This window comes from Mesorhizobium sp. M4B.F.Ca.ET.058.02.1.1 (assembly GCF_003952505.1).
In the GTDB taxonomy this organism is placed as follows: domain Bacteria; phylum Pseudomonadota; class Alphaproteobacteria; order Rhizobiales; family Rhizobiaceae; genus Mesorhizobium.
The window spans coordinates 6,065,086-6,087,634 of record NZ_CP034450.1 but is presented as its reverse complement, the minus strand read 5'-3'; the positions used below and the strand labels follow the sequence as shown (position 1 = coordinate 6,087,634).

The following is a 22,549-nucleotide window of genomic DNA, read 5'->3' as shown; positions in this document are numbered from 1 at the left end:
CGGGAATGGTCCCTCGCGATTCCAACGCCGCATCGGCAGCTGGGGTTGCGTTGATTTACACGCTGCACACAAGTCCAGCTTTCCTGCATTCTCGTCGTCAGCTTGGCTGCCAGGCCGGAGAGACGACCATGCACGACCCCGCCGAGATCGACCTGCGCAGCCCGCGGATCGTCGCCGACAACGCCGCCAAGGGCCTTAGGCTGCGCGAAAAATTCGGCCGCGGCGGCACCGAGATCGGCGTGGCGCGGGCGACGGAGCTGAAGAACCGGCGGAAGCTCTCGCCGTCGACGATCAGGCGCATGGTCAGCTATTTCGCCCGCCACGAGGTCGACAAAAAGGGCAAGAACTACGGCAACGAGCAGAACCCGTCGGCGGGCTACATCGCCTGGCTACTGTGGGGCGGCGACGAGGGTCGCGCCTGGGCGCTCGAGATCAAGCCCCGGATCGGCAACGCGCCGGATATCTGAGAAGACATGCGGCGAGGCGGGCCCCGAACCCGCCCCGGGACCCGCCGTGGAGTGGCTGACACATGCCGGCGCAGCCCACCCCAACGCCTTGCCAACGTGCGATCCGCCGATCGGCCGCTTGGCATGACGCTGGGTTAGCATTTGCAAGCAGCGGCTAATGTGAAGCCGTTCACAAAGCAGTCCTGCTTTCACGCCGCAAAGCGTCGATGTGACAAATGCCACCCTAACACCGGGAGCCGGCCGCTTATCCTTCCCAGTCGACCGGCATCATGCCCAGCCGCTCATAGAGCCGGACAGCAGTGGCGTTCTCCACTGTGTTGGTCTTGAGATCGACATGAGCGGCACCCCGGTCGCGGAAAGCGATGAAGGCCTGCCGCATCAGCGCCTCGCCGATGCCATGGCCGCGCGCTTGCGGATGGACGGCGAGGTCCTTGACGAAGGCTGTCGCCCAGCACAGTGCCGCCCCCGCCAGCCGGCCCTTGGCATCGATGACCAGGAAGCACAGCGCGGGGTCGAATCCGGCGTCGCCGGAAATGCGCGGCCACCACTCGTCGAACGGCCCGTCCGTGCCGTCGTCGAACACTTCGGAGAGCAGCGCATGCAGGGGCCGCGCGTCGGCGGGCTCGAAGCCGCGCATGACAAAGCCCTCCGGCCAGTGCGGCGGCGGCAGATCGTCGTCGAGGGTCTTGCGCAGCCGGATGTCGTCAGGTGCCGGCGGGCGCGGCATCGCGCTCAGGCGTCGGGCTGCAGGCGGCGGCGCGCGCGGTCAACGCCGAGGCCGGTCGCTTCCAGCAGGCCCTTGCGCTTGGCATCGTAATAATAGCCGCTCTGGTAGAGCCGGTCGGCGCGCTTTTCATCGCCCCCCGACACCAGCCAGGCGCCGCGCAGATACTTGACCGCATATTTGAGATTGGTCTCGGCGTCGAACAGACCGCTCGCCGGCCCGTCATAACCCATGCCGCGCGCCGTCGCGTGCTTGATCTGCATCAGACCCCAATGGCCGTGATTGTAGGCTTTCGGGTTGAAGGTGCTCTCGCGGTTGACGACATGGCGCACGAGATCGATGGGCACCTCGTAGAGCGCGGAGTATTTCTCGATCAGCCGCTCGATCTCGGCGCGCGGCCCGGTGGCGTGCGGCTGCGGCTCGCCCGGCGGGGCAAGCAGCGCCGGGTTCTGCGGCACGAAATAGGCGACCTGCTGGACGCCCGGCATCGTTGCCGCCTTCACCGCCTGGCCGGTTACGGGCATCGCCATCGCGGCCGTTGCGTAGGCGGGCATCGGCTTGACCGATCCCGGGCTGAGCGGCGAGGTGCCGGCCATCACGGCGGGCTGAGCGGCAAGCGGCGTCGATCCGGCGAAGGCGGCGGGCTGGGCAGGCAGCGGCAAGGGCTCGCCCGGCGTCGCCATGCCCGGAGCTGCCATGTTCGCATCGGCGGGGAACGCCGCCATCTGCACCGGCGCAAGGCCGGAGGGCTCCGGCAGCACCGCCACCGTTTCCGGCAGCGCGACGGTCGGCGTGTCGTCCTCGACGGCAGGGGTAGCGGCTGCCGACAGGGCGGGCGCGGCCTTCATCTGCGAGGTCGAGGTGCAACCGCTGAGGCCGGCAGCTGCAACGAGCGCGCCGATCGCGGTGAGGATGATTTTCGCTGCCAAGCCCTGCAGGTCCGATTGTCGGTTGTTAAGAAGTCCTTACACCAGCGATTCTCGGCCGGCAATCAGGGCCATCCGCTGGTTTTCGGGTGGCGGAACTCGCTGCAAGCTGCGATATTGTTCCCTATCTGTACCGTACCTGTACCCGTTTTTCGCGGTTTGCGGAAAGGAGCCCAGCATGGAAAAGACATCCGCGATCACAACCGGTCACGCAGTGTTAGAAACAGTGATCGGATTCACGGGCATTGGCTGGAGCGAAACCGGGCTGATCCGGCTCTGCTTGCCCGAGCGCAGCCGCGAGGCGGTCGAGCGCCGGCTGTTTCGCCATAGTGGCGTGTCAAGCTCGACCGACCGGCCGCAATGGGTGATGGACCTGATCGCCGCGATCAGGGCCTATGCCGCCGGCGAGGACATCGATTTCTCCAGCGTGCCGGTCGATCTTGCCGGCGTCGACGATTTCCGCCTCGCCATCTATGACGCGGCGCGCAAGCTCGGCTTTGGCGAGACCACCACCTATGGCGAGTTGGCGAAGCGCGCCGGCCATCAAGGGCTCGCCCGCGAAACCGGTGCCGCGCTCGGCGCCAACCCGGTGCCGCTGGTCATCCCGTGCCACCGCATCCTGGCCGCCGGCGGCAAGATCGGCGGCTTCTCGGCGCCCGGCGGCTCGGCCACCAAGGAAAAGATGCTGGCCATGGAAGGCGTGCGCCTCGGCCCGCCGCCGTCACCGCAGGCCTCGTTCGGGTTCTGAAAAGTCCGGGCCCTTACTTCAGCCCGATGCTCATACCGCTCAGATCGGCGTTGACTTGCAGGCCTACCTGCTTGCCAGTGAGCTCGAGTTGGGCGCCCTTGTCATTGGTCATGACGATCACCTGGGCCCCCTTGCCGAGCGCGCCGCCGCCGCCCGCAGCACCGTACACGCCTGTCACATCCCGGGCGCGGCGAATGTGGCGCACGGTACCGTGGAAGTAGGTCTTTGAGGCCCCGAACGCGAGGCCGCCCGAGATGCCGCCGACCGAGATAGGATAGCGGCGACCATGGAAGGTCAGCGTGCCCTCGCCTCCAGAACCACCGATGAAGAAGGCCGCCTTGTAGACGGCGAAGCGGATCGTGCCGCTATCAGCATGCGCGGCGCTGGCTAGGCTGACTCCCGCGGCGGCGATGACGGCAAACGTGACCGATCGAAATCCCGATGAAATCTTCATGATGAGAACTCCTCTAGATCGCCGCATGCCCAGCCGGTCGGGCAGGCCAGCGTCGTATCAAAGTCATAGCTGAACTGTCTTGCCCGTCATTGGTTCCAGGCACGCGGGTTGAATCCGGCAGCGATAAGACCCCGGCGAAACGTGGCGGATGGCGAATCTCAGTTCTGCAGGAAACGGCGACGGAACCGCCGATCGAAGTCCGGCCGCTTGCAGACGAAGACCGGGCAGGATTTCGCATCGGCGCTGGGCACGTAGGCGCGCTTCCTCACCTCGCCCAGGTCGCAGAAGCGCTCGTCCCTGACGTAGCGGTCATAGAGCGGCAGCCCCGGGACACGCGTCGACTGGTAGCGCAGGATGACCGCGCCCTGGCGCGCGATCGTCGCCTGCACCCTGTCGCAGCTCATGCGGGTCGGGTCGTAGCGCGAGATCGCCTGCGCCTCGGCGGCCACCAGCGTCATCAAGGCGGCAAGCACAACGGTCTTCATGATCCTCTCCCAAACCCGGCGCCCGAGACCTGGCCGTTCCTCCCTCGCGGCGCCCGCCGGCCGCAAATTTTCCACGCGATTGGGGCGGCCGTTGGGCGGCGGTGCTGGTCCCGCTTTCTCACACAGTCTTGTTTTCAGCGCAAAACCCGCCTATATGCATCGCATTGATATTTCGGCCGATCGATCGGGCCTCGCGATCTTCGCGTTTGCTGACGTCTATCTCCAAAATTTCGATACCACCGGCCGGACCCCTGGTCCGGTTAAACTAAAGCAAATGTGAAGGATACTTCGAATGGCAACTGGTACGGTCAAGTGGTTCAACGCCACCAAGGGCTTCGGCTTCATCCAGCCTGACGCGGGCGGCGCGGACGTTTTCGTCCACATCTCCGCTGTCGAGCGCGCTGGCCTGTCGACCCTGGTCGAGGGCCAGAAGATCAACTTCGAGATCGAGCAGGACCGCCGCACCGGCAAGTCCGCTGCTGGGTCTCTGAGCAAGGCAGCCTGATTTAGCAACAGCGCGCGCCGGACGAAGGTTCGGGGCGCGCGGCAAGTCACGGATGTACTGACGGTCGCGCGAGAAGCGCGCCGGAGTGGAAAGACCCGACAAGCTGGAACAGCAGATAGCTGCCAGCCCGGTCAGACGCTCCCGATCAGGCTACCGGAATGGGAAGGCGGGATTTATCCCGCCTTTTTATTTGCCTGCGGTTCAGACATTGGCGAAACCGCCGAAGCTGCCTTCTTCTCCCCGTTCACGGGGAGAAGTGCCCGGCAGGGCGATGAGGGGCGGCGCGACGCTGCGGAATTGGCTTCCTTGGCGGAGCCGCGAAGCGGCGACGGCGTGAGGACAAGACTAAGGCAGCCACTCGATCGGCACATGCCCGGGATCCGCCTCCACGCGGCCGAGCCAGGCGGCCACCGCCGGATAGGCGTCGAGCTGGAAGCCGCCCTTCTCGGCGGTATGCGTGTAGGCATACAGCGCGATGTCGGCGACGCTGTATGCATCGCCGGCGAAGAAGGCATTGGCTTCCAGATGCCTGTTCATCACGCCGAGCGCCTTGTTGCCGCGCTCCAGCGTCGATGCCAGCCGTTCCGGCGTCGCGTCCCTGGCGCGCTCGGGAAAGGTGAGCAGCGCCTTGCGCACGGCGATGTAGGGCTCGTGGCTGTACTGCTCGAAGAACAGCCACTGATAGGCGAGCGCCCGCTGGTACCGGTCGGCCGGCAGGAAGCGCGTGCCCTCGGCGAGATAGAGCAGGATGGCGTTGGATTCGGCGATCCGTCTGCCGTCGTCGAGTTCCAGCAGCGGCACCATGGCGTTGGGATTCTTGGCGACGAAATCGGCCTTGCGGGTGTCGCCGGTATGCGAGCTCACCTCGTCATTGGTGAAGGCAATGCCGAGCTTGGCCATCAACAGGCGCGGCTTGTAGCAATTGCCGCTGTCGATCATGCTGTAGAGTATCATCAGGTCTCCTTCCGGCTCGCGCCAATATCGCGCGGCGGAAGCCGCCTCATCCAGTGATTTGTTTTGGCCTGAACATCAGCGCCGCTGATGCAACGGCACCACCTTGCTGTCCATGCCGAGCAGTGCCTCGGTGGAGAGTGGCTCCTCGTTGAAGATCGTGCCCGCCAGCGCCGGGCGGGCGAGATGGTAGCCCTGCACAAGGTCGACGCCGCCATCGAGCGCGACGCGAAGATGCACGGCCTGCTCGATCCCTTCAACCAGCACCTTGGCGCCCCGATCATGCAGCATCGAGACCAGCGGCCGGAAGAAGCGCTCGGCGGCGGCATGCCGGCAGAACTCGGCAAACCAGGCGCCGTCGATCTTGACGATGTCGGGCGCAAGCAGCGCGATGCGCTCCTCAGTCGAATGTCCGGTGCCGAAATCGTCGATGGCGATACGAATGCCGTCGCGCCGCATCTCGCGAACGAGGCTGATCAGAACCTTGTCGTTGGCCGCCTGCTCGGTGATCTCGCAGACCAGCATGCCTGGATAGAGATCCAGTTCGCCGAGATGCCTGGTCATCAGCCGGATCTCGGCCAGCGCCCGCCCGAGATGGTCGTTGATCAGCGGATTGTAGTTGAAGAACAGGTCGAGCCCCTCGACGCCGATGTTGCGGAAGTTCCTCAGATGCAGCATCCGGCACATCGTCTCGACGAACAGGCGGTCCGCGGCAGGCAGGCTGCCGAAGAACACCGGCGGCGCGACCGGCCTCGCGTCGCGCTGCGCCTCGATCAACGCCTCGACGGCGACCGGCGCCAACGAGCGGCCGCGCGGCGCGAAGATCGGTTGATAGGCGCTCTTCAGCCGGAAGTCGCCATAGACGCCGTACTCGATGCCGATCTCGTCGGCAAAGATCGCCTCGGCGGCATTGCGCCGCCTGTCCGGCCAAACGCTCACGAGGCGTTCCTGCGCCCGAACACCCGCGCCGGGCGCGTCGTCGGCGCCGCGCCCGAACTGACCGGCGCATCGCCGATGCCCGTCGCTGCCGCGGACGCCTCAACGCCCTTGCCGAAGACGCGAAAGCTGGTCGGCGCCAGTTCCGGCCGCGCCAGCACGAAGCCTTGCACCATCGAGGTTCCCGATTTCTCGGCAAGCTCGAGCTGCCAGCCTTCCTCGAGGCCCTCGAACACGGTGCGAATGCCTTGCTGCTCGAAGCTCTTCACCATGGTGGTCAACAGGGCAAAGCCGGCGCCGGACTCCATCAGTTGCGTGATCCAGTGCGCATCGAACTTGACGATGTCGGGCTTGAGCTCCTTGATCCGGTTGATGTCGGATTCGTCGGCGCCGTAGTCGTCGACAGCGATGCGGAAGCCGTTGGCTCTCAGCGCCTCGACGAAGCTGTAGAGCGTTTCCTGCGAGGCCGATTTCTGTTCGGTCACCTCGCAAACCATCCTGCGCGGGTCGATGCCGGCCTCGTGCAGCACCAGCCGCATGTCGCGCAGCGCGTTGTCTGCGATGGCGCGGTCGGTGAACACAGACGGGTCGAAGTTGACGAAGATCGACGCCTCTTCCGGCAGGCAGGCGCCGGCGTTGAGCAGGTGTAGCGTCCGCGTCAGCGCCTCGATGTGCAGGCGGTCGCCCGCCGGGCAGGTGTTGAAGAAACTCATCGGCGACTGCGGCTCGCCGTCACGAAACGGCCGGATCAGCCCCTCGAATGCGACGATCGACAGCTTGCCTTCCCTGAAGGCGAAGATCGGCTGGAATGCGCTCTGCAGCGTATAGACGCCCCAGACACCACTGGAGGTGCCGTCATCACGACGGATGATGTGGGCGAGCCCGATACTACGCGACAAGGGATCCTCGCTCGGCAAGACTTGGCGGAAATGGCTTGCGATCCTGCCAACAGGGGTTTTAGCGGCCGTTGATGAATTTATTGTTGCCGAGCGATGCCGGTCACGGCTGCTTGACCCCTGGCTCATTCGACAATGCTTGCGCTTGGCCGGATGATGCGACATGAGAGGCCCGCGGCCGCTCCTGGCCCGCCGACCCTTGGAGATATCAGGTCATGGCCTTTCTTGCCGACGCCCTTTCCCGCGTGAAGCCTTCCGCGACCATCGCGGTGACGCAGAAGGCGCGCGAGCTGAAAAACGCCGGCCGTGACATCATCGGCCTTGGCGCCGGCGAGCCGGACTTTGATACGCCCGACAACATCAAGAACGCGGCGATCGACGCGATCCGTCGTGGCGAGACCAAGTATCCGCCAGTGTCAGGCATCACGCAGCTGCGTGAGGCGATCGCGAAAAAATTCAAGCGCGAGAACAATCTCGACTACCGGCCGGAGCAGACCATCGTCGGCACCGGCGGCAAGCAGATCCTGTTCAACGCCTTCATGGCGACGCTGAACCCCGGCGACGAGGTGATCATCCCGCGCCCCTACTGGGTGAGCTATCCCGAGATGGTGGCGATCTGCGGCGGCACATCGGTGTTTACAGACACATCGATCGACAACGGCTTCAAGCTGACGGCGGAAGTGCTTGAAAAGGCGATCACGCCGCGCACCAAATGGCTATTGATGAACTCGCCGTCCAACCCGTCGGGCGCCGCCTACACGGAAGCCGAGCTTCGATCTTTGGCCGACGTGCTGCTCAAGCACCCGCATGTCTGGACACTGACCGACGACATGTATGAGCACCTCACCTACGGCGATTTCGTCTTCAGGACGATCGCAGAAGTCGAGCCGAAACTCTACGAGCGCACCCTGACCATGAACGGCGTGTCGAAGGCCTATGCCATGACCGGTTGGCGCATCGGCTACGCCGCCGGCCCGGTGCCGCTGATCAAGGCCATGGACATGATCCAGGGCCAGCAGACCTCCGGCGCCTGCACCATCGCGCAATGGGCCTCGGTCGAGGCGCTGAACGGCCCGCAGGACTTCATCGCCAAGAACAAGGCGATCTTCCAGGGGCGCCGCGACCTTGTCGTGTCGATGCTCAACCAGGCGCGCGGCATCTCCTGCCCCTCGCCGGAGGGCGCTTTCTACGTCTACCCGTCCTGCGCCGGGCTGATCGGCAGGGAGACGAAGACCGGCAAGGTGATCGATAGTGACGAGACCTTCTGCGCGGAGTTGCTCGAGGCCGAGGGTGTGGCGGTGGTGTTCGGCTCGGCCTTCGGCCTTGGCCCGAACTTCCGCATCTCCTACGCCACGTCGGAGACGCTGCTGGAAGAGGCTTGCACGCGCATCCAGCGCTTCACCGCTTCACTGACCTGATGACGAAAAAAGCCCGGCTCCAGGCCGGTTTTTTTCGGGTGGTTAGCCGCCATACTGCTCGTCGCTGACCTTCTCCAGCCAGTCGGCGTGGACGCCGTCAATCGCTTCCTGCATGGCGATGTGCGTCATCGCCGTGCTCGCGCCGGCGCCGTGCCAGTGCTTCTCGTCGGGCGCGAACGAGATGACGTCGCCGGCCTTGATCTCCTGGATCGACCCGCCCCACGTCTGGGCACGGCCCGCGCCCGAGGTGACATAGAGCGTCTGGCCAAGCGGATGCGTATGCCAGTTGGTCCGCGCGCCAGGCTCGAAGCTGACCAGGGTGGCCCTCAGCCGCGCCGGCGCCTCCTTCTCGATGATCGGTGTCTGCAGCACCCGGCCGGTGAAATACTTTTCCGGCGCCATGATGGTCGGCACGCTGCCGCAAGCAATGATCTTCATCGTTTCAATCCTCGAACTGGGGTCACATCGGCGGTGGCGACCGCACCGCTACGGTCCGCCCTTGCGGCGACACTTTCCTCCGATGCCTGTCCGGACGCAACCGCTTCCCGGACAGCCGGATGGCACGCCGGACACGCGTCAGCCGCGCATCGTCGGCGGCGTCACCATCGCAGCCGCGGCCAGAACAAGCCGGCTTGCTTTCGATGGGCCTCATAGGCGCCGGCCAGATCCGTGCGCGAGAATTTCTTCTCTTCGTCCAGCGCCGCGATCAGATAGAGCACGAAAATCCCGGCGACAGGCACCACCGCCCAGATCGACCATGTGGCGATACCCCAACCGGCCCAGAAGATGATGTAGGACGTGTAGAACGGGTGGCGGATGTAGGAGAAGGGTCCGTCGGTCACCAGGCCATGCGGATTGTCGGCGTCGAAGACAAAGCGCAGCCGCGCCTTGCGCGACCTCGCAATCGCCCACCAGAACAGCGCGGAACTCGCCAGCTGGATCACCAGCCCGACGATCTTGGCCAGTAGCGGCTGCGGCAGGATCCAGATGATCGCCAGGAAAAACAGCGCCGTCGCGGCCACGACGACCGAGATTATCTTCGCGCCCGAGGACATGCCCGACGATTGGAAATGAGCGCGCATCGACCACAGATACTGGCCGACCGTGGCGATGCCGATGATCGAGACAAGAAGGTCGAGCCCACGTTCCATCGTCAACATTCCATGCCCGCCATCGAAGATTCGGGAGCCACTATAGACGGTCGGCGCAGATTAGTCCTTTCTTAACCAGAAACCTAAAGCCCGCGTAGACCCGGGAATGCGATATTGGCCGCTACGCAATCCTAAGGTTCAATGCATCATGGCCGTCGTTGAGCGTACGATCCGCACCCCGCAGGCCGATTTGCGCGTCAGCGAATCGGCGGGCCCCGGCATGCCCATCGTGATGATCCACGGGTCCGGCGCCTCGCGCGCCGTGTTCGCCCGCCAGTTCGACAGCCCGCTTGCCGATGCCCACCGGCTGATCGCTTTCGACCTGCCCGGCCATGGCGAGTCCTCGGATGCCGCCGACCCGGCGACGGACTATACGCTCACCGGCCTGGCGCGATCGGCGGCCGAGCTCCTCGACGGTCTGGGCATCGGCCACGCCGTCGTCTACGGCTGGTCGCTCGGCGGCCATGTCGCCATAGAGCTCGCAAGCTTCCATCCGGCCGTCCACGGATTGATGCTGACCGGTGCGCCGCCCGTATCGAAGGGCTTCTTCGGCATGCTGCGCGGCTTCCACGCCAACTGGGACATGCTGCTCGCTTCCAAGAAGGTCTATTCCGAACGCGATGCCGAACGCTTCGAAACGCTGTGCTTCGGCGACAGCGCGGATCCGTCATTCCGCGACGCCATCCTGCGCACGGATGGCCGGCTGCGCGTCATGGTGACCCGTTCCATGATGGCCGGCAAGGGCGCCGACCAGAAACAGGTTGTCGAGCAGGCCGCCTTCCCCGTCGCGATCATCAACGGCGAGGACGACCCGTTCATCCGGCTCAACTACTTCGACACGCTGGATTGCGGCACGCTGTGGGAGCAATGCCACGTCGTCCCTGGCGCCGGACATGCCCCTTTCTGGGAGCGTCCGGACCTGTTCAATCCGATGCTGTCGCGCTTTGCTGAGGCTGTCGCGACGCATGATGCGGATACTGCCCTGCCGGCCCTGCGCCGGACCGGTTGACGTCACGTAACGCCGACGATTTTCTTCTTAACCATGAGCGGCCGATCGTCGGCAGGCTCAATGTCTTCTTAACAGCTGGGCGCTAGCCGTGGCTTGTGTTGCGGGGACGGTGACATGAGCATACTGGCCACGATCAAGGATCACAGCGGCAGAATCTACCGCGGTATCCAGTTCCTGCTTGTACTGAGCATCGCCGCGACCGCGCTCGGCGCGGCCGGCCTGGTCAGGGACTCCTCCTTCACGAGCGCCCTCATCGTTTCGATGGTGGCGACTGGCCTGGCGCTGCTGGTGCTGATGTACATGCGCAGCAGCGTGGTCCAGCGCCTGCGCTCGGCGGCGGCCGCCGAAGCGGAGAAGCATCATTTTCTGGCCGTCGACGCGATGACCGGCGCCATGACCCGCCGCTATGTCCTCGAAGCGCTCGACGAGCGGCTGGGCACCTTGCGCAGCCGGCGCGAGGCGAGCCTGCTGTTGATTGATCTCGATCACTTCAAACAGCTCAACGACACGTTCGGCCATCAATTCGGCGACCTCGCCCTGGCGCATCTGGTCAAGGCCGCAGAGCGTATCTTCGCCGACGGCGTAGTCGGGCGGCTGGGTGGCGACGAATTCGCCGTCATCGTTCCGCACGGCAATCTGGCAGTGATCAACAAGGATGCGCGCCGGCTGCTCGATGTGATGCGGGCAGGCAAATCGCATGAAGGCAAGATCGTCCCGCTATCAATCTCGATCGGCGTGGCACTAGCTCCCGCGCACGCCTCGAACACGACGGAGCTGATGTTGCTTGCCGACCTCGCCCTCTATGAGAGCAAGGCCGGCGGCCGTGGCCGCGTCACCGTGTTCGACGAGGAGATGCTGTCGGACAAGCGCTACCGTCGCCTGGTCGAGCGCGAGCTTCGAGCGGCCATCTACCTCGGCGAGCTTGACCTCCACTATCAACCGATCGTCGATACCGACCGATCGACCTTTGCGCTTGAAGGGCTCGTCCGCTGGCGCCATCCGGTGCGTGGCCTGATATCACCGGCCGACTTCATACCGATCGCCGAGCGTTCGACCTTGATCGACATGCTCGGCGAATGGGTATTCAGGCGCGCTTGCGCCGACATCGCACATTTTCCCGGGCTCCGCATCAGCATCAACGTTTCCGGCGAGCAGCTGAAGCGCGACGAGATCGTCACCATGTGCGACCGCGTGCTCCGCGAAACCGGCAGGTTGGCGGCTGAGTTCATAATCGAGATCACCGAGACGGTGGCGACCGCGGCCACGCCCGAAATCCTGAAGCGCCTGGAAGCCCTGCGCGGGCTCGGCTTCCACATCGCGCTCGACGATTTCGGCACCGGCCATTGCGGCATCAACTATCTCAAGACCTTGCCCATCGACAGTATCAAGATCGACCGCTCCTATATCAGCAGCCTCGCCCACGATCAGGTGGCCCAGATCTTCGTCTCGGCGCTGGCGCAGATCGCACGCATCCAGCATGTCACCATCGTCGCCGAAGGCGTCGAGACGGAAGAGGAGTTCACCCTCGCCAGGGCAGCCGGCTGCAACCGCTTCCAGGGCTATTTCTTCGGCAGGCCGGCACCGCGCCAAAAGGCCGGCGCTCTCCCCGCCGCCGATGCCGCAGCGCTGGCCCTGATCGCCTGAGGGCACAAAGCCGGCAAAATTTCCTATTTTCCTTGCCCTCCCCGCGAACCCGTGGGACGATGGCGTTGGGCAGGTGGCGATTGAAAAGAAGCCCCGCCCGCGACGGCCGAACAGGCCGGCCGCCGCTCACAGGGAAACGCCTGAGTGGAGGTCAGCCATGGGTACTCGCGCCGGAGGACGACGCACGGGACCGAAATGCATAGCCATAGTCGGTCCCTTCGCAAGCGGTAAGACGACACTTCTCGAAGCAATCCTCGCCCGGACGGGCGCCATTCCCCGCCAGAATCCCGTTTCATCAGGCAGCACAGTTTCCGATCATTCGGCCGAGGCCCGCGCCCACGCCATGAGCGTCGAGGCGACCTTCGCCACCACGGAATTCATGGGCGAGCAGCTCACCTTCGTCGATTGTCCCGGCTCGATCGAGTTCGCCTTCGAGGCCGAACCGGTGCTTGCCGCCTGCGATGCCGCCGTTGTCGTGGCCGAAGCCGACGAGAAGAAGATCCCCGCGCTGCAGCTCATCATGCGCAAGCTCGACGATCTTGGCGTGCCGCGCATCCTGTTCCTGAACAAGGTCGACAAGGCGATCGCCGGAGTGCGCGACACGCTGAAGATGCTGCAGCCGGCAAGTTCGGTGCCGCTGCTGCTGCGCCAGATTCCGCTGCGCAAGGACGGTGTCGTCATCGGTTCGATCGATCTCGCGCTGGAGCGGGCCTACATCTACCGCGAATATGCCGAAAGCCAGGTCGCTGACATCCCAAGCGACGACAAGGCTCGTGAGCTGGAAGCCCGCTTCTCCATGCTGGAGACGCTCGCCGACCATGACGACCAGTTGATGGAGCAGCTGCTCGAGGAGATCGAACCGCCGAAGGATGCCATCTTCGACGATCTCGCCGCCGATCTTCGCGCCGGCGCGGTGACGCCGGTGCTGATTGGCACCGCCGAGAAGGGCAATGGCGTGCTGCGTCTCCTGAAGGCGATCCGCCATGACGCGCCCGACATCGAGGCGACCCGCAAGCGCCTTGGCGCGCCCGACGGCAACCAGACCGTTGTCCAGGTGATGAAGACCATCCACACCGCCCATGGCGGCAAGCTGTCGGTCTCGCGGGTGCTGTCCGGGCAGCTCGCCGACGCGGCCGAGCTTTACCTCTCGAACGGCGAAAGCGCCAAGGTCTCCGGCATCTACAAGATGCTTGGCAAGGATCAGCTGAAGCTCGCCTCCGCCAAGACCGGCGACACCGTCGCGCTGGGCAAGCTCGACAACGTCAAGACCGGCCAGACGCTGAGTTCGGTCAAGGGCGGCAGCAAGCCGCTGGTCACGCTGGAGCCACCGCAGCCGGTGTTCGCCTTCGCGCTGCGGCCGAAGGAGCGCAAGGACGAGGTCAAGATGTCGGCCGCCATCCAGCGCCTGGCCGAGGAGGATCCCTCGCTCAGCCTGCGCCACAACCAGGACTCCGCCGAGACTGTGCTGTCGGGACATGGCGAAATGCACCTGCGGGTCGTGCGCGAGCGGCTCGAGGGCAAGAACCAGATCCCGGTCGAGGGCCACGCTCCGGCCGTGCCCTATCGCGAGACGATCCGCAAACCGGCGCAGCAGCGCGGCCGCCACAAGAAGCAGTCCGGCGGCCACGGCCAGTTCGGCGACGTGGTGATCGAGATCAAGCCTCTGCCGCGCGGCACTGGCTTCCAGTTCACCGACACCATCACCGGCGGCGTGGTGCCGAAGACCTACATTCAGTCGGTGGAGACAGGCATACGCGACTATCTGAAATCGGGACCGCTCGGCTTCCCCGTGGTCGATGTCGCAGTCAATCTCTCGGACGGCTCGTACCATGCCGTCGACTCCTCCGACATGGCCTTCCAGATGGCGGCCAAGCTGGCGATGAAGGAGGGCATGGCTGCCTGCTCGCCGGTGCTGCTCGAGCCGGTGATGAAGGTCGAGATCGTCACACCGTCCGACGCGACATCGAAGATCATCGCGTTGATCCCGCAGCGGCGCGGCCAGATCCTCGGTTATGACGCGCGGCCTGATTGGCCGGGATGGGATGTCGTCGAGGCGACCATGCCGCAGGCCGAGATCGGCGATCTGATCATCGAGTTGCGCTCGGCAACCGCCGGCGTCGCCAGCTATCGGGCAGCCTTTGACCACATGGCCGAGCTTACCGGCCGGCTGGCCGACGAAGCGATGAACGCCAGCGGCAAGGCTGCCTGAACGGGACTTGTTGTGGCAGACACGCAAACGGCGCCCGGACTATCCGGACGCCGTTCTTATTGCGGACCGTCTTCCTGGGAGGCAAACGGCAGGTCCGCCGCAGCGGGAAATGGTTCGGACGCGGTAGCCGCCTGAGCCCGGTCCGTCCGAGTGATGCCCCCATCTCCCGGACCGACCAAACCGCGTCCTATGATCTGCTTATTCGATAGAGTGCGTCTTCGCCATGTTACCAGAGGTTACATGTCACTGTTACGTGGCAGTGCCGATCGATTTTCCGCCGCATCCGTGGACTGCGGGCAACAAAAAAGCCGGATCAATAAAGATCCGGCTGAGTTTGATTGGAAGTGCCTGTTGAGGCTAACCTCCAGAGGGGAACACTCGAGGGCGCTAATGGGAGGAGAACGCGCCCAGGAGATGATCTATATATGTGCTCATCATGCCCAAGAAACAAGCATCTATTTTGCAACACACGCATGCAAAAAGGCGCAGGCTGTGGTCCAACCCACTACCGGGCTCAATAGGACCAGGAAAATCGGTGGAATCAAGCGCGACTCAGGGTCAAAGTCGCTGCCGAAACCTTCATCAGGGTCGTTTCCAATCGGAAAATGCGAACGCCGCCAAATGATGTGGATTCGAGCAGCCCCAGTCCATTTTTGCGGCAAGGGCGCCTGATGCGTACATTTTCAGCAATCGCCGGCAGCGCGCTGTTCCTTGTCGTGGCCCCCGGCGTCGTTGCCGGGCTGGCGCCTTTTCTTTTGACGAACCGCTACCAGCTGCCGCTGTCGACGGTGCCGGCCTTCGTTCCTGTCGGCTGGGTGCTGGTTGTGGGAGCGACAGCCATGCTGCTGCACGCCTTCACCCGCTTCGCGCTCGAGGGCCTTGGCACGCCGGCCCCGGTGGCGCCGACCGAACGGCTGGTTGTCAGCGGCATCTACCGTTACGTGCGCAATCCGATGTACGTCGCCGTGCTGTCGATCATCCTCGGCCAGGCGCTGTTGTTCTCGAGCTGGACGCTCGTCGCCTACGGCGCCGTGGTCGGCGCCGCCATGGTCTCGTTCGTCAGGCTCTACGAAGAGCCGACGCTCGCCCGTCGCTACGGCGCCGAGTACGAGGCCTACCGTCGCGCCGTCCCCGGCTGGCTGCCGCGGCTGACGCCATGGCGCGGGTGATCCGACAAACCGGAGGTTCAGGTCAGGCCGGTCTCGCCTGGATTTCGACGCACCCTAGAAGGACCAGCTGCGCGCCTTGGCGATGATGAAATCGCGAAAGACATGCAGCTTGGCCTGGTTCTTCATCGCGTCCGGATAGGCGAAATAGGTATCGAAGGACGGCACCTCCGTCTCCGGCAGGAGCTGGATCAGGCCCGAATCCTTGTTGATCACGTAGTCGGGCAGCATGGCGATGCCGGCGCCACCCTGCACCGCGCGCTTGATCGACAGGATGTCGTTGATCTGCAGCGTCGGCACTCTTTGCCCATTTTCGAAATCGCCGACCGTCTCCAGCCAGTTTAGCTCCGACAGGTGCGACGGCACCGGCACGCCGAAGGTGACGATGCGATGGTTCCGAAGCTCGGCGATCGAGGCCGGTTTGCCGTATCTGCTGATGTAGGAGGGCGCCGCGTAGAGATGGAAATGCACGGTGAACAGGCGGCGCTGGATGAGATCCGGCTGCTGCGGCTGACGCAGCCGGATGGCGCAGTCGGCCTGGCGCATGGTGAGGTCGAGCTCTTCGTTGGCGAGAATCAGCTGCAGGCTGATCTCGGGATAGAGTTCGATGAATTCCTGCACGCGTTCGGTCAGCCAGCCGGCACCAAGACCGACCGTGGTCGTCACCCTCAGCACGCCGGACGGCCGATCCTTGGCCTCGGTCAGCCGCGATTTGATCGTCTCCAGCTTCATCAGCACGTCGTGCGCCGTGCGGAACAGCATTTCGCCCTGCTCGGTCAGCACCAGGCCGCGCGCGTGGCGGTGGAACAGCGCCACGCCGACATCATGCTCCAGCGCACTGACCTGACGCGAGATCGCCGACTGCGACAGGTGCAACGTCTCGGCGGCATGGGTGAACGACCCAGCCTCCGCCGCAGCGTGAAACACGCGAAGCTTGTCCCAGTCCAGCGCCATGGTTTCCCCTCGTATCGTTTTCTGGCGTCTGAATGAAAAATCAGGCTTTTAAACGGCTTTTCTCAGCCGTTTTGTTATTCCGCCGCCTCGCGGTGCACCTCGATCCCGGCGAGATATTTTTCAGCCTCGAGCGCGGCCATGCAGCCGAGTCCGGCCGCCGTCACCGCCTGCCGGTAGATGTCGTCGGTGACGTCGCCGGCGGCGAACACACCGGGCACGTCGGTGCGGGTCGAGTCCGGCGCTGTCCACAGATAGCCGTTCGGCTTCTGCTTCAGCTTGCCGACGAACAGCTCGACCGCCGGCGCATGGCCGATCGCCACGAACACGCCATCGACCTTGAGCCGCGTCACCTCGCCGGTCACGACATTGCGCAGCGTCAGCCCTTCCACCGAAGGCGGCAGCGGCGCCTTGCCGGGCTGCCCGGTGATTTCGTCGACGACCGTGTCCCAGATGACGCGCACATTCTCCTTCTTGAACAGCCGCTCGCGCAGGATGCGCTCGGCGCGGAAGTCGCCGCGCCGGTGAATGACGGTGACGCTCTTGGCGAGGTTCGAGAGATAGAGCGCCTCCTCCACCGCCGAATTGCCGCCGCCGACCACCGCGACATCCTTGCCGCGATAGAAGAAGCCGTCGCAGGTTGCGCAGGCCGAGACGCCGAAGCCCATGAAGGTCTGCTCGGAGGGAATGCCCAGCCATTTCGCCTGCGCGCCGGTGGCGATGATCAGCGCGTCGGCGGTGTAGGTGGTGCCGGAATCGCCCTTGGCCCGGAACGGCCGCACGTTGAGGTCGACCTCGGTGATGATGTCGTTGACGATGTCGGTGCCGACATGCTCGGCCTGCTTCAGCATCTGCTCCATCAGCCATGGACCCTGGATAGGATCGGCAAAGCCCGGATAGTTTTCGACGTCGGTGGTGATCATCAACTGGCCGCCCTGCTGCAGGCCGGCGACCAGCATGGGTTTCAGCATGGCGCGGGCGGCATAGATCGCCGCCGTATAGCCGGCTGGGCCGGAGCCGATGATGAGGACTGGCGCGTGCTTGGTGGTCATGAAAGCTCTCTGCTGAGGGCAGCCAAGGATTTTGATTAAAGGAAATCCCGCCCGATTGTCGCGCGTAATGTAAGTGCTGCCCGCGGCGCCAGCAAGGCGGGTTGGGATTCGTCCCCGGAAAGCTGCGCCGGCATAGCCGGCAATATCTCTCACCCTCCGGTCAAAAATCGTCGGACGGAGGGATGGCATGCATCGGAAAGTCTAATTACAAAATCACGAAAGATTCTTGCGCGCACGAAAGCCGACCATGCCGCTCAAAGCTGATCTCGACGCCATCGACTGGAAGATCCTGCGCGAGCTGCAGGATGACGGGCGCATGACCAATGTCGAGTTGTCCAACCGCGTCGGCATTTCGGCGCCGCCTTGCCTGCGCCGCGTCCGGCGGCTGGAGGAGGCCGGCATCATCCGCGGCTACCGCGCCCTGCTCAACGCGCCGGCGCTCGGCATGGATGTCGTCGCCTTCTGCCTCATCGGCCTGCATCATCAGGCCGACGCCGAGCTGAAGACCTTCGCCGAGCGCACGCGCGGCTGGCCGATCGTGCGCGACGCCTGGATGGTATCCGGTGAATCCGACTTCCTGCTGCACTGCGTGGCGAGCGACCTCGGCACCTTCCAGACCTTCGTCATCGAGGAACTGGCCTCGGCGCCGAATGTCGATACCGTGCGCACCGCGCTCACCATCCGTCGCGTCAAGGATGAGGGCCTGGTGGCGTTCTAAACCGCGCCCACCCGGCAATTAGGTCGCACAATCTGCGATAATCATTGCCCGTCATTAGCTTGCGTATCGCAAAACTGCCGTCCGCGGCCTTTTTGTTGAACCTGCCGCCGACCAGCCAGCCTTCCGCCAGCCCGGCCCTTCGACCGGCTTCCATGTCGTCGGCCTTGTCGCCAACGATGATCGATCGACCAATGTCCACACCCAACAAATCACGAGCACGCAAAAGCATGCCGGGATTGGGCTTGCGCATCGGATGATCGCCCATCGCCAGCTCACCCGTGCCACTCGAATGGTACGCACAGGCGAACACCATATCGATCCGGCATTGCTCGACTTCGAGAAGTGCCAGCAGCTTGGCATTCACGGCGGCGAATTCAGCCCAGCCGAAATAACCGCGCGCAATACCTGATTGGTTCGAGATGATAATTGCGGGAAGACCGACAAGATTGGCCGTTCGGATAACCGGTAGCATTTCCGGCCGCAGCACGATATCAGCGGGATCGCTCGGATAGCCGGTGTCGACATTGATGGTACCGTCGCGGTCGAGAAAGATCGCTGGCAGGCCAGTCGCAAAGGTCCTGTCGCGAGTCCGCTCAACCCAAAGACCGGGCTCATCGAGCGGATACGGCGGCTTGCTATCAGCCATTGCTGAGACGCGCTTCGACCGCCTCGCACAGATAATGGTAGAGGCACAGATGCCCCTGCTGGATGATCGGCGTCGAGATCGACGGCACGTTGAGCAGGATGTCGGTCAGCGGCTTGAGCTTGCCGCCGGTGTCGCCGGTCAGGCTGATCACCGTCATGCTCATCATGCGAGCCTGTTCGGCGGCAGCCAGGATGCTCGGCGAATTGCCGCTGGTCGAGATGGCGAGCAGCACGGCGCCTTGCGAGCCATGGGCCTCGACCTGGCGCGAGAAAACCGTGTCGAAACCGTAGTCGTTACCCCAGGCGGTCAGCACCGCCGCATTGGCCGGCAGCGCGATGACATTGTAGGCCTTGCGCTCCTTGAGGAAGCGGCCGACCAGCTCGCCGGCGATATGGATGGCATCGCTAGCCGAGCCGCCATTGCCGCAGATCAGCAGCGCCTTGCCTTGCGACAGCGCGGTGACGACCGTGCTCACGGCGCGTTCCATCTCGGCGGTAAGGTCGCGTTCGACCGTCGCCGTAAGCGCGGCCGCCGAGCGAACCAGATAGTCGTTCAGTGCGGACATGAAACCCTCAATTGGTAGCGCGCATCCTGCCGATGGTGCCGGTCGTGCTCTTGCCGGCGACGAGGTCGACCAGCACCACGCGCCCGCCGGCCTTCTGCACCACGTCGGCGCCGACCACCTTGTCGATCGTATAGTCGGCGCCCTTGACCAGAATGTCGGGCAACAAGGCTTCGATCAGCGCCAGCGGCGTGTCTTCCTCGAAGACGACGACGGCGTCGACCGAGGCTAGGGCCGCCAGCACGCAGGCGCGGTCGTGCTGGTCGTTGACCGGACGTCCCGGGCCCTTCAGCCGGCGCACCGAAGCATCGCTGTTGAGGCCGAGCACCAGCCGGTCGCACTGGCTGCGCGCCGCGTGCAGCAGGCTGACATGGCCGGCATGCAGGATGTCGAAGCAGCCATTGGTGAAGCCGACTGTCAGCCCTTCCTCTTTCCACGCGGCCACCATCCTGGCTGCCGCGGCGGCGTCGAGGATGGCATCCTTGTGCGCGACCGGCCCATGCGAGCGGAACAGCGCCCCCGTCAGTTCCTCGACCGTCAGCCGCGCCGTGCCGCGCTTGCCCACCACGACGCCGCCGGCGGCATTGGCGATTGTAGCGGCCTGCACACGGTCGGCGCCCGCCGCGAGTGCGAGCGCGAAGGTGGCGATGACAGTATCGCCGGCGCCGGAGACGTCGAACACCTCCCGCGCCTGCGTGGCGATGTGGCGCGCATCGTCGGGCTCGACGACGCTCATGCCCTTTTCGCTGCGCGTCGCGACGACGAAGTCGAAGCCATGCGCCGAGATCAGTTCCCGCGTCGCCGCCACGATCTCGTCATCGGCAAACACCGCGCGCCCCACGGCCTCGCCGAGTTCCTTGCGGTTGGGCGTGACCGCCGTCGCGCCTGCATAGCGGGCATAGTCGCGGCCCTTGGGATCGACCAGCACCGGCTTTCCCGCCTCGCGGCAGATCGAGATCAGCTCGCCGGCGACGCCGTCGAGCAGCATGCCCTTGCCGTAATCGGACAGGATGACGATGTCGGCGCGCGCAAGGGCCGTGCGGAAATGCTCGACCAGCGTCGATCGCTCGGCGGCGTTGAGCGACTTCACCTCCTCCTCGTCGAAACGCAACACCTGCTGATTGAGCGCGCTGAAGCGGCTCTTCGACGAGGTCATGCGGTCGCGCTGCTGCGACAGGCCGAATGTCTCGGCGCCAAGCTCGCCAAGCATCCGCATCAGATCGTCGCCCGCCTTGTCGGCGCCGATCACCGAAACAGGAATTGCGGCGGCGCCCAGCGAGACGATGTTGGAGACGACGTTGCCGGCACCGCCCATCGCCAGCATCTCGCCACGTCCGTGCAGCACCGGAATGGGCGCCTCCGGCGAGATCCGCTCGATCACGCCGCTGACGAAACGGTCGAGGATGAAGTCGCCGACCACCAGCACGGTGACGCCGCCAAAGCGCGCGATGGCGCGGTGCAAAGGTTCCGGGGAAGGCAGATGATGATTGATCATGTCACTGGCAACGCGCGGAAAAAGCCGTTTCTGAGGATGGTTCGGGGTTCAAATGGCTGGACGGTCGTTCATGGCGAAGCCGATATACCGCAATTCGAGCCAGCGCAACGGCGGCCGGGGGACGGGTCGCCGCAGAACCCCGGCCGGCCGTTCAGCTCTTCTGCAGGGCGACATGGACGCCGAGACCAACCAGCACCGCGCAGCCCGCGCGCTGCATCAGCCGCTGCGCGCGGCTCGAACGCCGCAGCCCGGCGATCATCGCCCCGGCCAGGAAGACGCACGCTATGTCGGCGGAGGAGAACATCAGGTTGACGAGGGTGCCAAGGATGACGAACTGCAGCCAGACCGGAAATGCCGCCGAGGCATCGATGAATTGCGGCAGGAACGCCATGAAGAAGATCGCCGTCTTGGGATTGAGCACTTCGACGGTGATGCTCTCGAAAAAGGCGCGGCGGGCCGATTTCCGCTCGATGGCGGGCAGCGCCGAGTCGCCGCCTTGCGTCCTGGCGCGGAAAAGCGAGACGCCGAGCCAAATCAGATAGAGCGCGCCGATGAGCTTGACCGCCATGTAGAGCGGCGGAACGGCATGGAACAGCACCGAAAGACCCGCTGCCGCCGCAAGGACATGCACATAGCCGCCGAGATGGATGCCGAGCGCCGCCGTCAAACCTGACCAGCGCCCGCGCGCCATCGTCTGCGCCGCCGCGTAGAGCATGGCAGGACCGGGAATGTAGGCGAAGATCGCCGTGGTGGCGAAAAACGCGATGAGCAGTTCGCTCGACGGCATTGCCTTGCTCCTGTGAATGATGATGTTCAAACTTCTGAGAAACCGAACGCTGCCACCAGCCGCTCGAAAGTCGGGGTGTCCTGCTTTTCACCGAAAGGCCGGACAAGTTGCCAGATGTCTTCGCTATAGAGCAGCAGCATTTCCTCTGTAGCCGCGACGAGCTCTATGTCCGTCGGAGCTGCGTAAAACGAGATTCCTTGGATACCATCGAGAGAAAGGGGAGCGTAGTGGAGCCGAAATTCGCCACTGCTGATTTGGATGCCATTCGTCGATGTCCCTTCGTACGGCTCAACAATTCGGCAAATGCGTCCGATCGATGACCTGCGCACCTTTTCGATCGGTTTTCCACGATTCTCGTCCGGCAGGGACACCATCCGAACGTAGGAACCGACAAACACCGCCACGCCATGTCTATCGGTTGGCATAGCTGAAGGATCTCCTGCCATTCACCAGTCCTGCTGCGATTAGACCAACCGCTGCCGGCTTTATCGACAGCCCATACTGCCTCCCTTATAAGGACCGGAATCGGAAGCAACCAGAGGCCTTCATGATCATCGTCACGGGCGGCGCCGGTATGATCGGCTCCAACATCGTCGCCGCGCTCAACGCCGAGGGCACAGCGACAACCTCGTCGTCGACGACCTCACCG

General features: G+C 64.4%; 25 protein-coding genes and 1 pseudogene. 10 read left to right on the top strand and 16 right to left on the bottom strand.

Features of this window, described 5'->3' with window-relative positions:
* The first annotated feature begins 128 nt into the window (after positions 1 to 128).
* The gene (locus tag EJ073_RS29720; protein ID WP_126058761.1) at positions 129 to 467 is read left to right on the top strand and encodes a hypothetical protein; all 339 of its coding nucleotides are present in this window, start codon (positions 129 to 131) and stop codon (positions 465 to 467) included.
* A gap of 244 nt (positions 468 to 711) precedes the next feature.
* On the opposite strand, the gene EJ073_RS29715 is transcribed toward EJ073_RS29720, so the two are convergent.
* The gene (locus EJ073_RS29715; RefSeq protein WP_126058760.1) at positions 712 to 1,194 is read right to left on the bottom strand and encodes a GNAT family N-acetyltransferase; all 483 of its coding nucleotides are present in this window, start codon (positions 1,192 to 1,194) and stop codon (positions 712 to 714) included.
* 5 nt (positions 1,195 to 1,199) lie between these two features.
* Positions 1,200 to 2,120, bottom strand: coding sequence for a lytic transglycosylase domain-containing protein (locus tag EJ073_RS29710; protein ID WP_126058759.1), 921 nt, complete (start codon positions 2,118 to 2,120; stop codon positions 1,200 to 1,202).
* Between the two features lie 175 nt (positions 2,121 to 2,295).
* On the opposite strand from EJ073_RS29710, the gene EJ073_RS29705 reads away from it, so the two are divergent.
* A complete protein-coding gene (locus EJ073_RS29705; RefSeq protein ID WP_126058758.1) occupies positions 2,296 to 2,865 on the top strand; it encodes a methylated-DNA--[protein]-cysteine S-methyltransferase in 570 nt (189 codons plus the stop codon).
* A 13-nt stretch (positions 2,866 to 2,878) separates the two neighbouring features.
* Here the strand turns inward: EJ073_RS29705 and EJ073_RS29700 are convergent, their stop codons facing one another.
* Positions 2,879 to 3,319: a hypothetical protein gene (locus EJ073_RS29700; protein WP_126058757.1), complete on the bottom strand. Its 441-nt coding sequence runs from the start codon at positions 3,317 to 3,319 to the stop codon at positions 2,879 to 2,881.
* 158 nt (positions 3,320 to 3,477) lie between these two features.
* Complete coding sequence (locus EJ073_RS29695; protein ID WP_126058756.1) at positions 3,478 to 3,804, bottom strand: hypothetical protein; 327 nt, start codon at positions 3,802 to 3,804, stop codon at positions 3,478 to 3,480.
* 292 nt (positions 3,805 to 4,096) lie between these two features.
* On the opposite strand from EJ073_RS29695, the gene EJ073_RS29690 reads away from it, so the two are divergent.
* The gene (locus EJ073_RS29690; RefSeq protein WP_006202464.1) at positions 4,097 to 4,309 is read left to right on the top strand and encodes a cold-shock protein; all 213 of its coding nucleotides are present in this window, start codon (positions 4,097 to 4,099) and stop codon (positions 4,307 to 4,309) included.
* Between the two features lie 345 nt (positions 4,310 to 4,654).
* Here EJ073_RS29690 and EJ073_RS29685 read toward each other — a convergent pair whose 3' ends face one another.
* From EJ073_RS29685 to EJ073_RS29675, 3 genes are all read right to left on the bottom strand, one after another.
* Positions 4,655 to 5,263 carry a glutathione S-transferase family protein gene (locus EJ073_RS29685; protein ID WP_126058755.1) on the bottom strand — a complete coding sequence of 203 codons (609 nt, stop codon included), beginning with the start codon at positions 5,261 to 5,263 and terminating at the stop codon, positions 4,655 to 4,657.
* A 75-nt stretch (positions 5,264 to 5,338) separates the two neighbouring features.
* The gene (locus tag EJ073_RS29680; protein ID WP_126058754.1) at positions 5,339 to 6,199 is read right to left on the bottom strand and encodes an EAL domain-containing protein; all 861 of its coding nucleotides are present in this window, start codon (positions 6,197 to 6,199) and stop codon (positions 5,339 to 5,341) included.
* Positions 6,196 to 7,095: an EAL domain-containing protein gene (locus EJ073_RS29675; protein WP_126058753.1), complete on the bottom strand. Its 900-nt coding sequence runs from the start codon at positions 7,093 to 7,095 to the stop codon at positions 6,196 to 6,198. Before EJ073_RS29675 ends, EJ073_RS29680 begins: the two co-directional genes overlap by 4 nt.
* A 212-nt stretch (positions 7,096 to 7,307) precedes the next feature.
* On the opposite strand from EJ073_RS29675, the gene EJ073_RS29670 reads away from it, so the two are divergent.
* Complete coding sequence (locus EJ073_RS29670) at positions 7,308 to 8,510, top strand: pyridoxal phosphate-dependent aminotransferase (protein WP_126058752.1); 1,203 nt, start codon at positions 7,308 to 7,310, stop codon at positions 8,508 to 8,510.
* Between the two features lie 42 nt (positions 8,511 to 8,552).
* On the opposite strand, the gene EJ073_RS29665 is transcribed toward EJ073_RS29670, so the two are convergent.
* Together EJ073_RS29665 and EJ073_RS29660 are read right to left on the bottom strand one after the other, a co-directional pair.
* Positions 8,553 to 8,948, bottom strand: a complete 396-nt coding sequence (locus EJ073_RS29665; RefSeq protein ID WP_126058751.1) for a cupin domain-containing protein — start codon at positions 8,946 to 8,948, stop codon at positions 8,553 to 8,555.
* A gap of 161 nt (positions 8,949 to 9,109) precedes the next feature.
* Entirely contained in the window at positions 9,110 to 9,661 is a 552-nt protein-coding gene (locus EJ073_RS29660; protein ID WP_126058750.1) for an isoprenylcysteine carboxylmethyltransferase family protein, read from the bottom strand.
* A gap of 148 nt (positions 9,662 to 9,809) precedes the next feature.
* Here EJ073_RS29660 and EJ073_RS29655 point away from each other — a divergent pair, with 148 nt between their 5' ends.
* From EJ073_RS29655 to EJ073_RS29640, 4 genes are all read left to right on the top strand, one after another.
* Positions 9,810 to 10,670, top strand: a complete 861-nt coding sequence (locus tag EJ073_RS29655) for an alpha/beta hydrolase (RefSeq protein ID WP_126058749.1) — start codon at positions 9,810 to 9,812, stop codon at positions 10,668 to 10,670.
* Between the two features lie 114 nt (positions 10,671 to 10,784).
* Positions 10,785 to 12,314, top strand: coding sequence for an EAL domain-containing protein (locus EJ073_RS29650; RefSeq protein WP_126058748.1), 1,530 nt, complete (start codon positions 10,785 to 10,787; stop codon positions 12,312 to 12,314).
* 157 nt (positions 12,315 to 12,471) lie between these two features.
* Complete coding sequence (locus tag EJ073_RS29645; RefSeq protein ID WP_126058747.1) at positions 12,472 to 14,523, top strand: elongation factor G; 2,052 nt, start codon at positions 12,472 to 12,474, stop codon at positions 14,521 to 14,523.
* A 671-nt stretch (positions 14,524 to 15,194) separates the two neighbouring features.
* On the top strand, positions 15,195 to 15,692 hold the full coding sequence (locus tag EJ073_RS29640; RefSeq protein WP_126058746.1) for an isoprenylcysteine carboxylmethyltransferase family protein: 498 nt from the start codon (positions 15,195 to 15,197) through the stop codon (positions 15,690 to 15,692).
* 54 nt (positions 15,693 to 15,746) lie between these two features.
* Here EJ073_RS29640 and EJ073_RS29635 read toward each other — a convergent pair whose 3' ends face one another.
* On the bottom strand, positions 15,747 to 16,643 hold the full coding sequence (locus tag EJ073_RS29635) for a LysR family transcriptional regulator (protein WP_126058745.1): 897 nt from the start codon (positions 16,641 to 16,643) through the stop codon (positions 15,747 to 15,749).
* 74 nt (positions 16,644 to 16,717) lie between these two features.
* Complete coding sequence (gene trxB, locus EJ073_RS29630) at positions 16,718 to 17,692, bottom strand: thioredoxin-disulfide reductase (RefSeq protein ID WP_126058744.1); 975 nt, start codon at positions 17,690 to 17,692, stop codon at positions 16,718 to 16,720.
* 247 nt (positions 17,693 to 17,939) lie between these two features.
* On the opposite strand from trxB, the gene EJ073_RS29625 reads away from it, so the two are divergent.
* The gene (locus EJ073_RS29625) at positions 17,940 to 18,410 is read left to right on the top strand and encodes an Lrp/AsnC family transcriptional regulator (RefSeq protein ID WP_126058743.1); all 471 of its coding nucleotides are present in this window, start codon (positions 17,940 to 17,942) and stop codon (positions 18,408 to 18,410) included.
* Here EJ073_RS29625 and EJ073_RS29620 read toward each other — a convergent pair.
* The 5 genes from EJ073_RS29620 to EJ073_RS29600 form a co-directional block, all read right to left on the bottom strand.
* Entirely contained in the window at positions 18,382 to 19,056 is a 675-nt protein-coding gene (locus EJ073_RS29620) for an HAD-IIIA family hydrolase (protein WP_126058742.1), read from the bottom strand. The two genes, EJ073_RS29625 and EJ073_RS29620, sit on opposite strands and share 29 nt — an antisense overlap.
* Complete coding sequence (locus tag EJ073_RS29615; protein WP_126058741.1) at positions 19,049 to 19,621, bottom strand: SIS domain-containing protein; 573 nt, start codon at positions 19,619 to 19,621, stop codon at positions 19,049 to 19,051. The genes EJ073_RS29620 and EJ073_RS29615 overlap by 8 nt, the downstream gene beginning before the upstream one ends.
* A 7-nt stretch (positions 19,622 to 19,628) precedes the next feature.
* Positions 19,629 to 21,113 (bottom strand): D-glycero-beta-D-manno-heptose-7-phosphate kinase, encoded by a 1,485-nt coding sequence (gene rfaE1 / locus EJ073_RS29610; protein WP_126058740.1) that lies wholly within the window; start codon positions 21,111 to 21,113, stop codon positions 19,629 to 19,631.
* 151 nt (positions 21,114 to 21,264) lie between these two features.
* Positions 21,265 to 21,900 carry a LysE family translocator gene (locus EJ073_RS29605; RefSeq protein ID WP_126058739.1) on the bottom strand — a complete coding sequence of 212 codons (636 nt, stop codon included), beginning with the start codon at positions 21,898 to 21,900 and terminating at the stop codon, positions 21,265 to 21,267.
* 26 nt (positions 21,901 to 21,926) lie between these two features.
* Positions 21,927 to 22,346 carry a hypothetical protein gene (locus EJ073_RS29600; protein WP_126058738.1) on the bottom strand — a complete coding sequence of 140 codons (420 nt, stop codon included), beginning with the start codon at positions 22,344 to 22,346 and terminating at the stop codon, positions 21,927 to 21,929.
* A gap of 101 nt (positions 22,347 to 22,447) precedes the next feature.
* On the opposite strand from EJ073_RS29600, the pseudogene EJ073_RS33020 reads away from it, so the two are divergent.
* Positions 22,448 to 22,507: pseudogene (locus tag EJ073_RS33020) on the top strand (hypothetical protein); the annotation flags it as partial.
* Between the last annotated feature and the right edge of the window lie 42 nt (positions 22,508 to 22,549).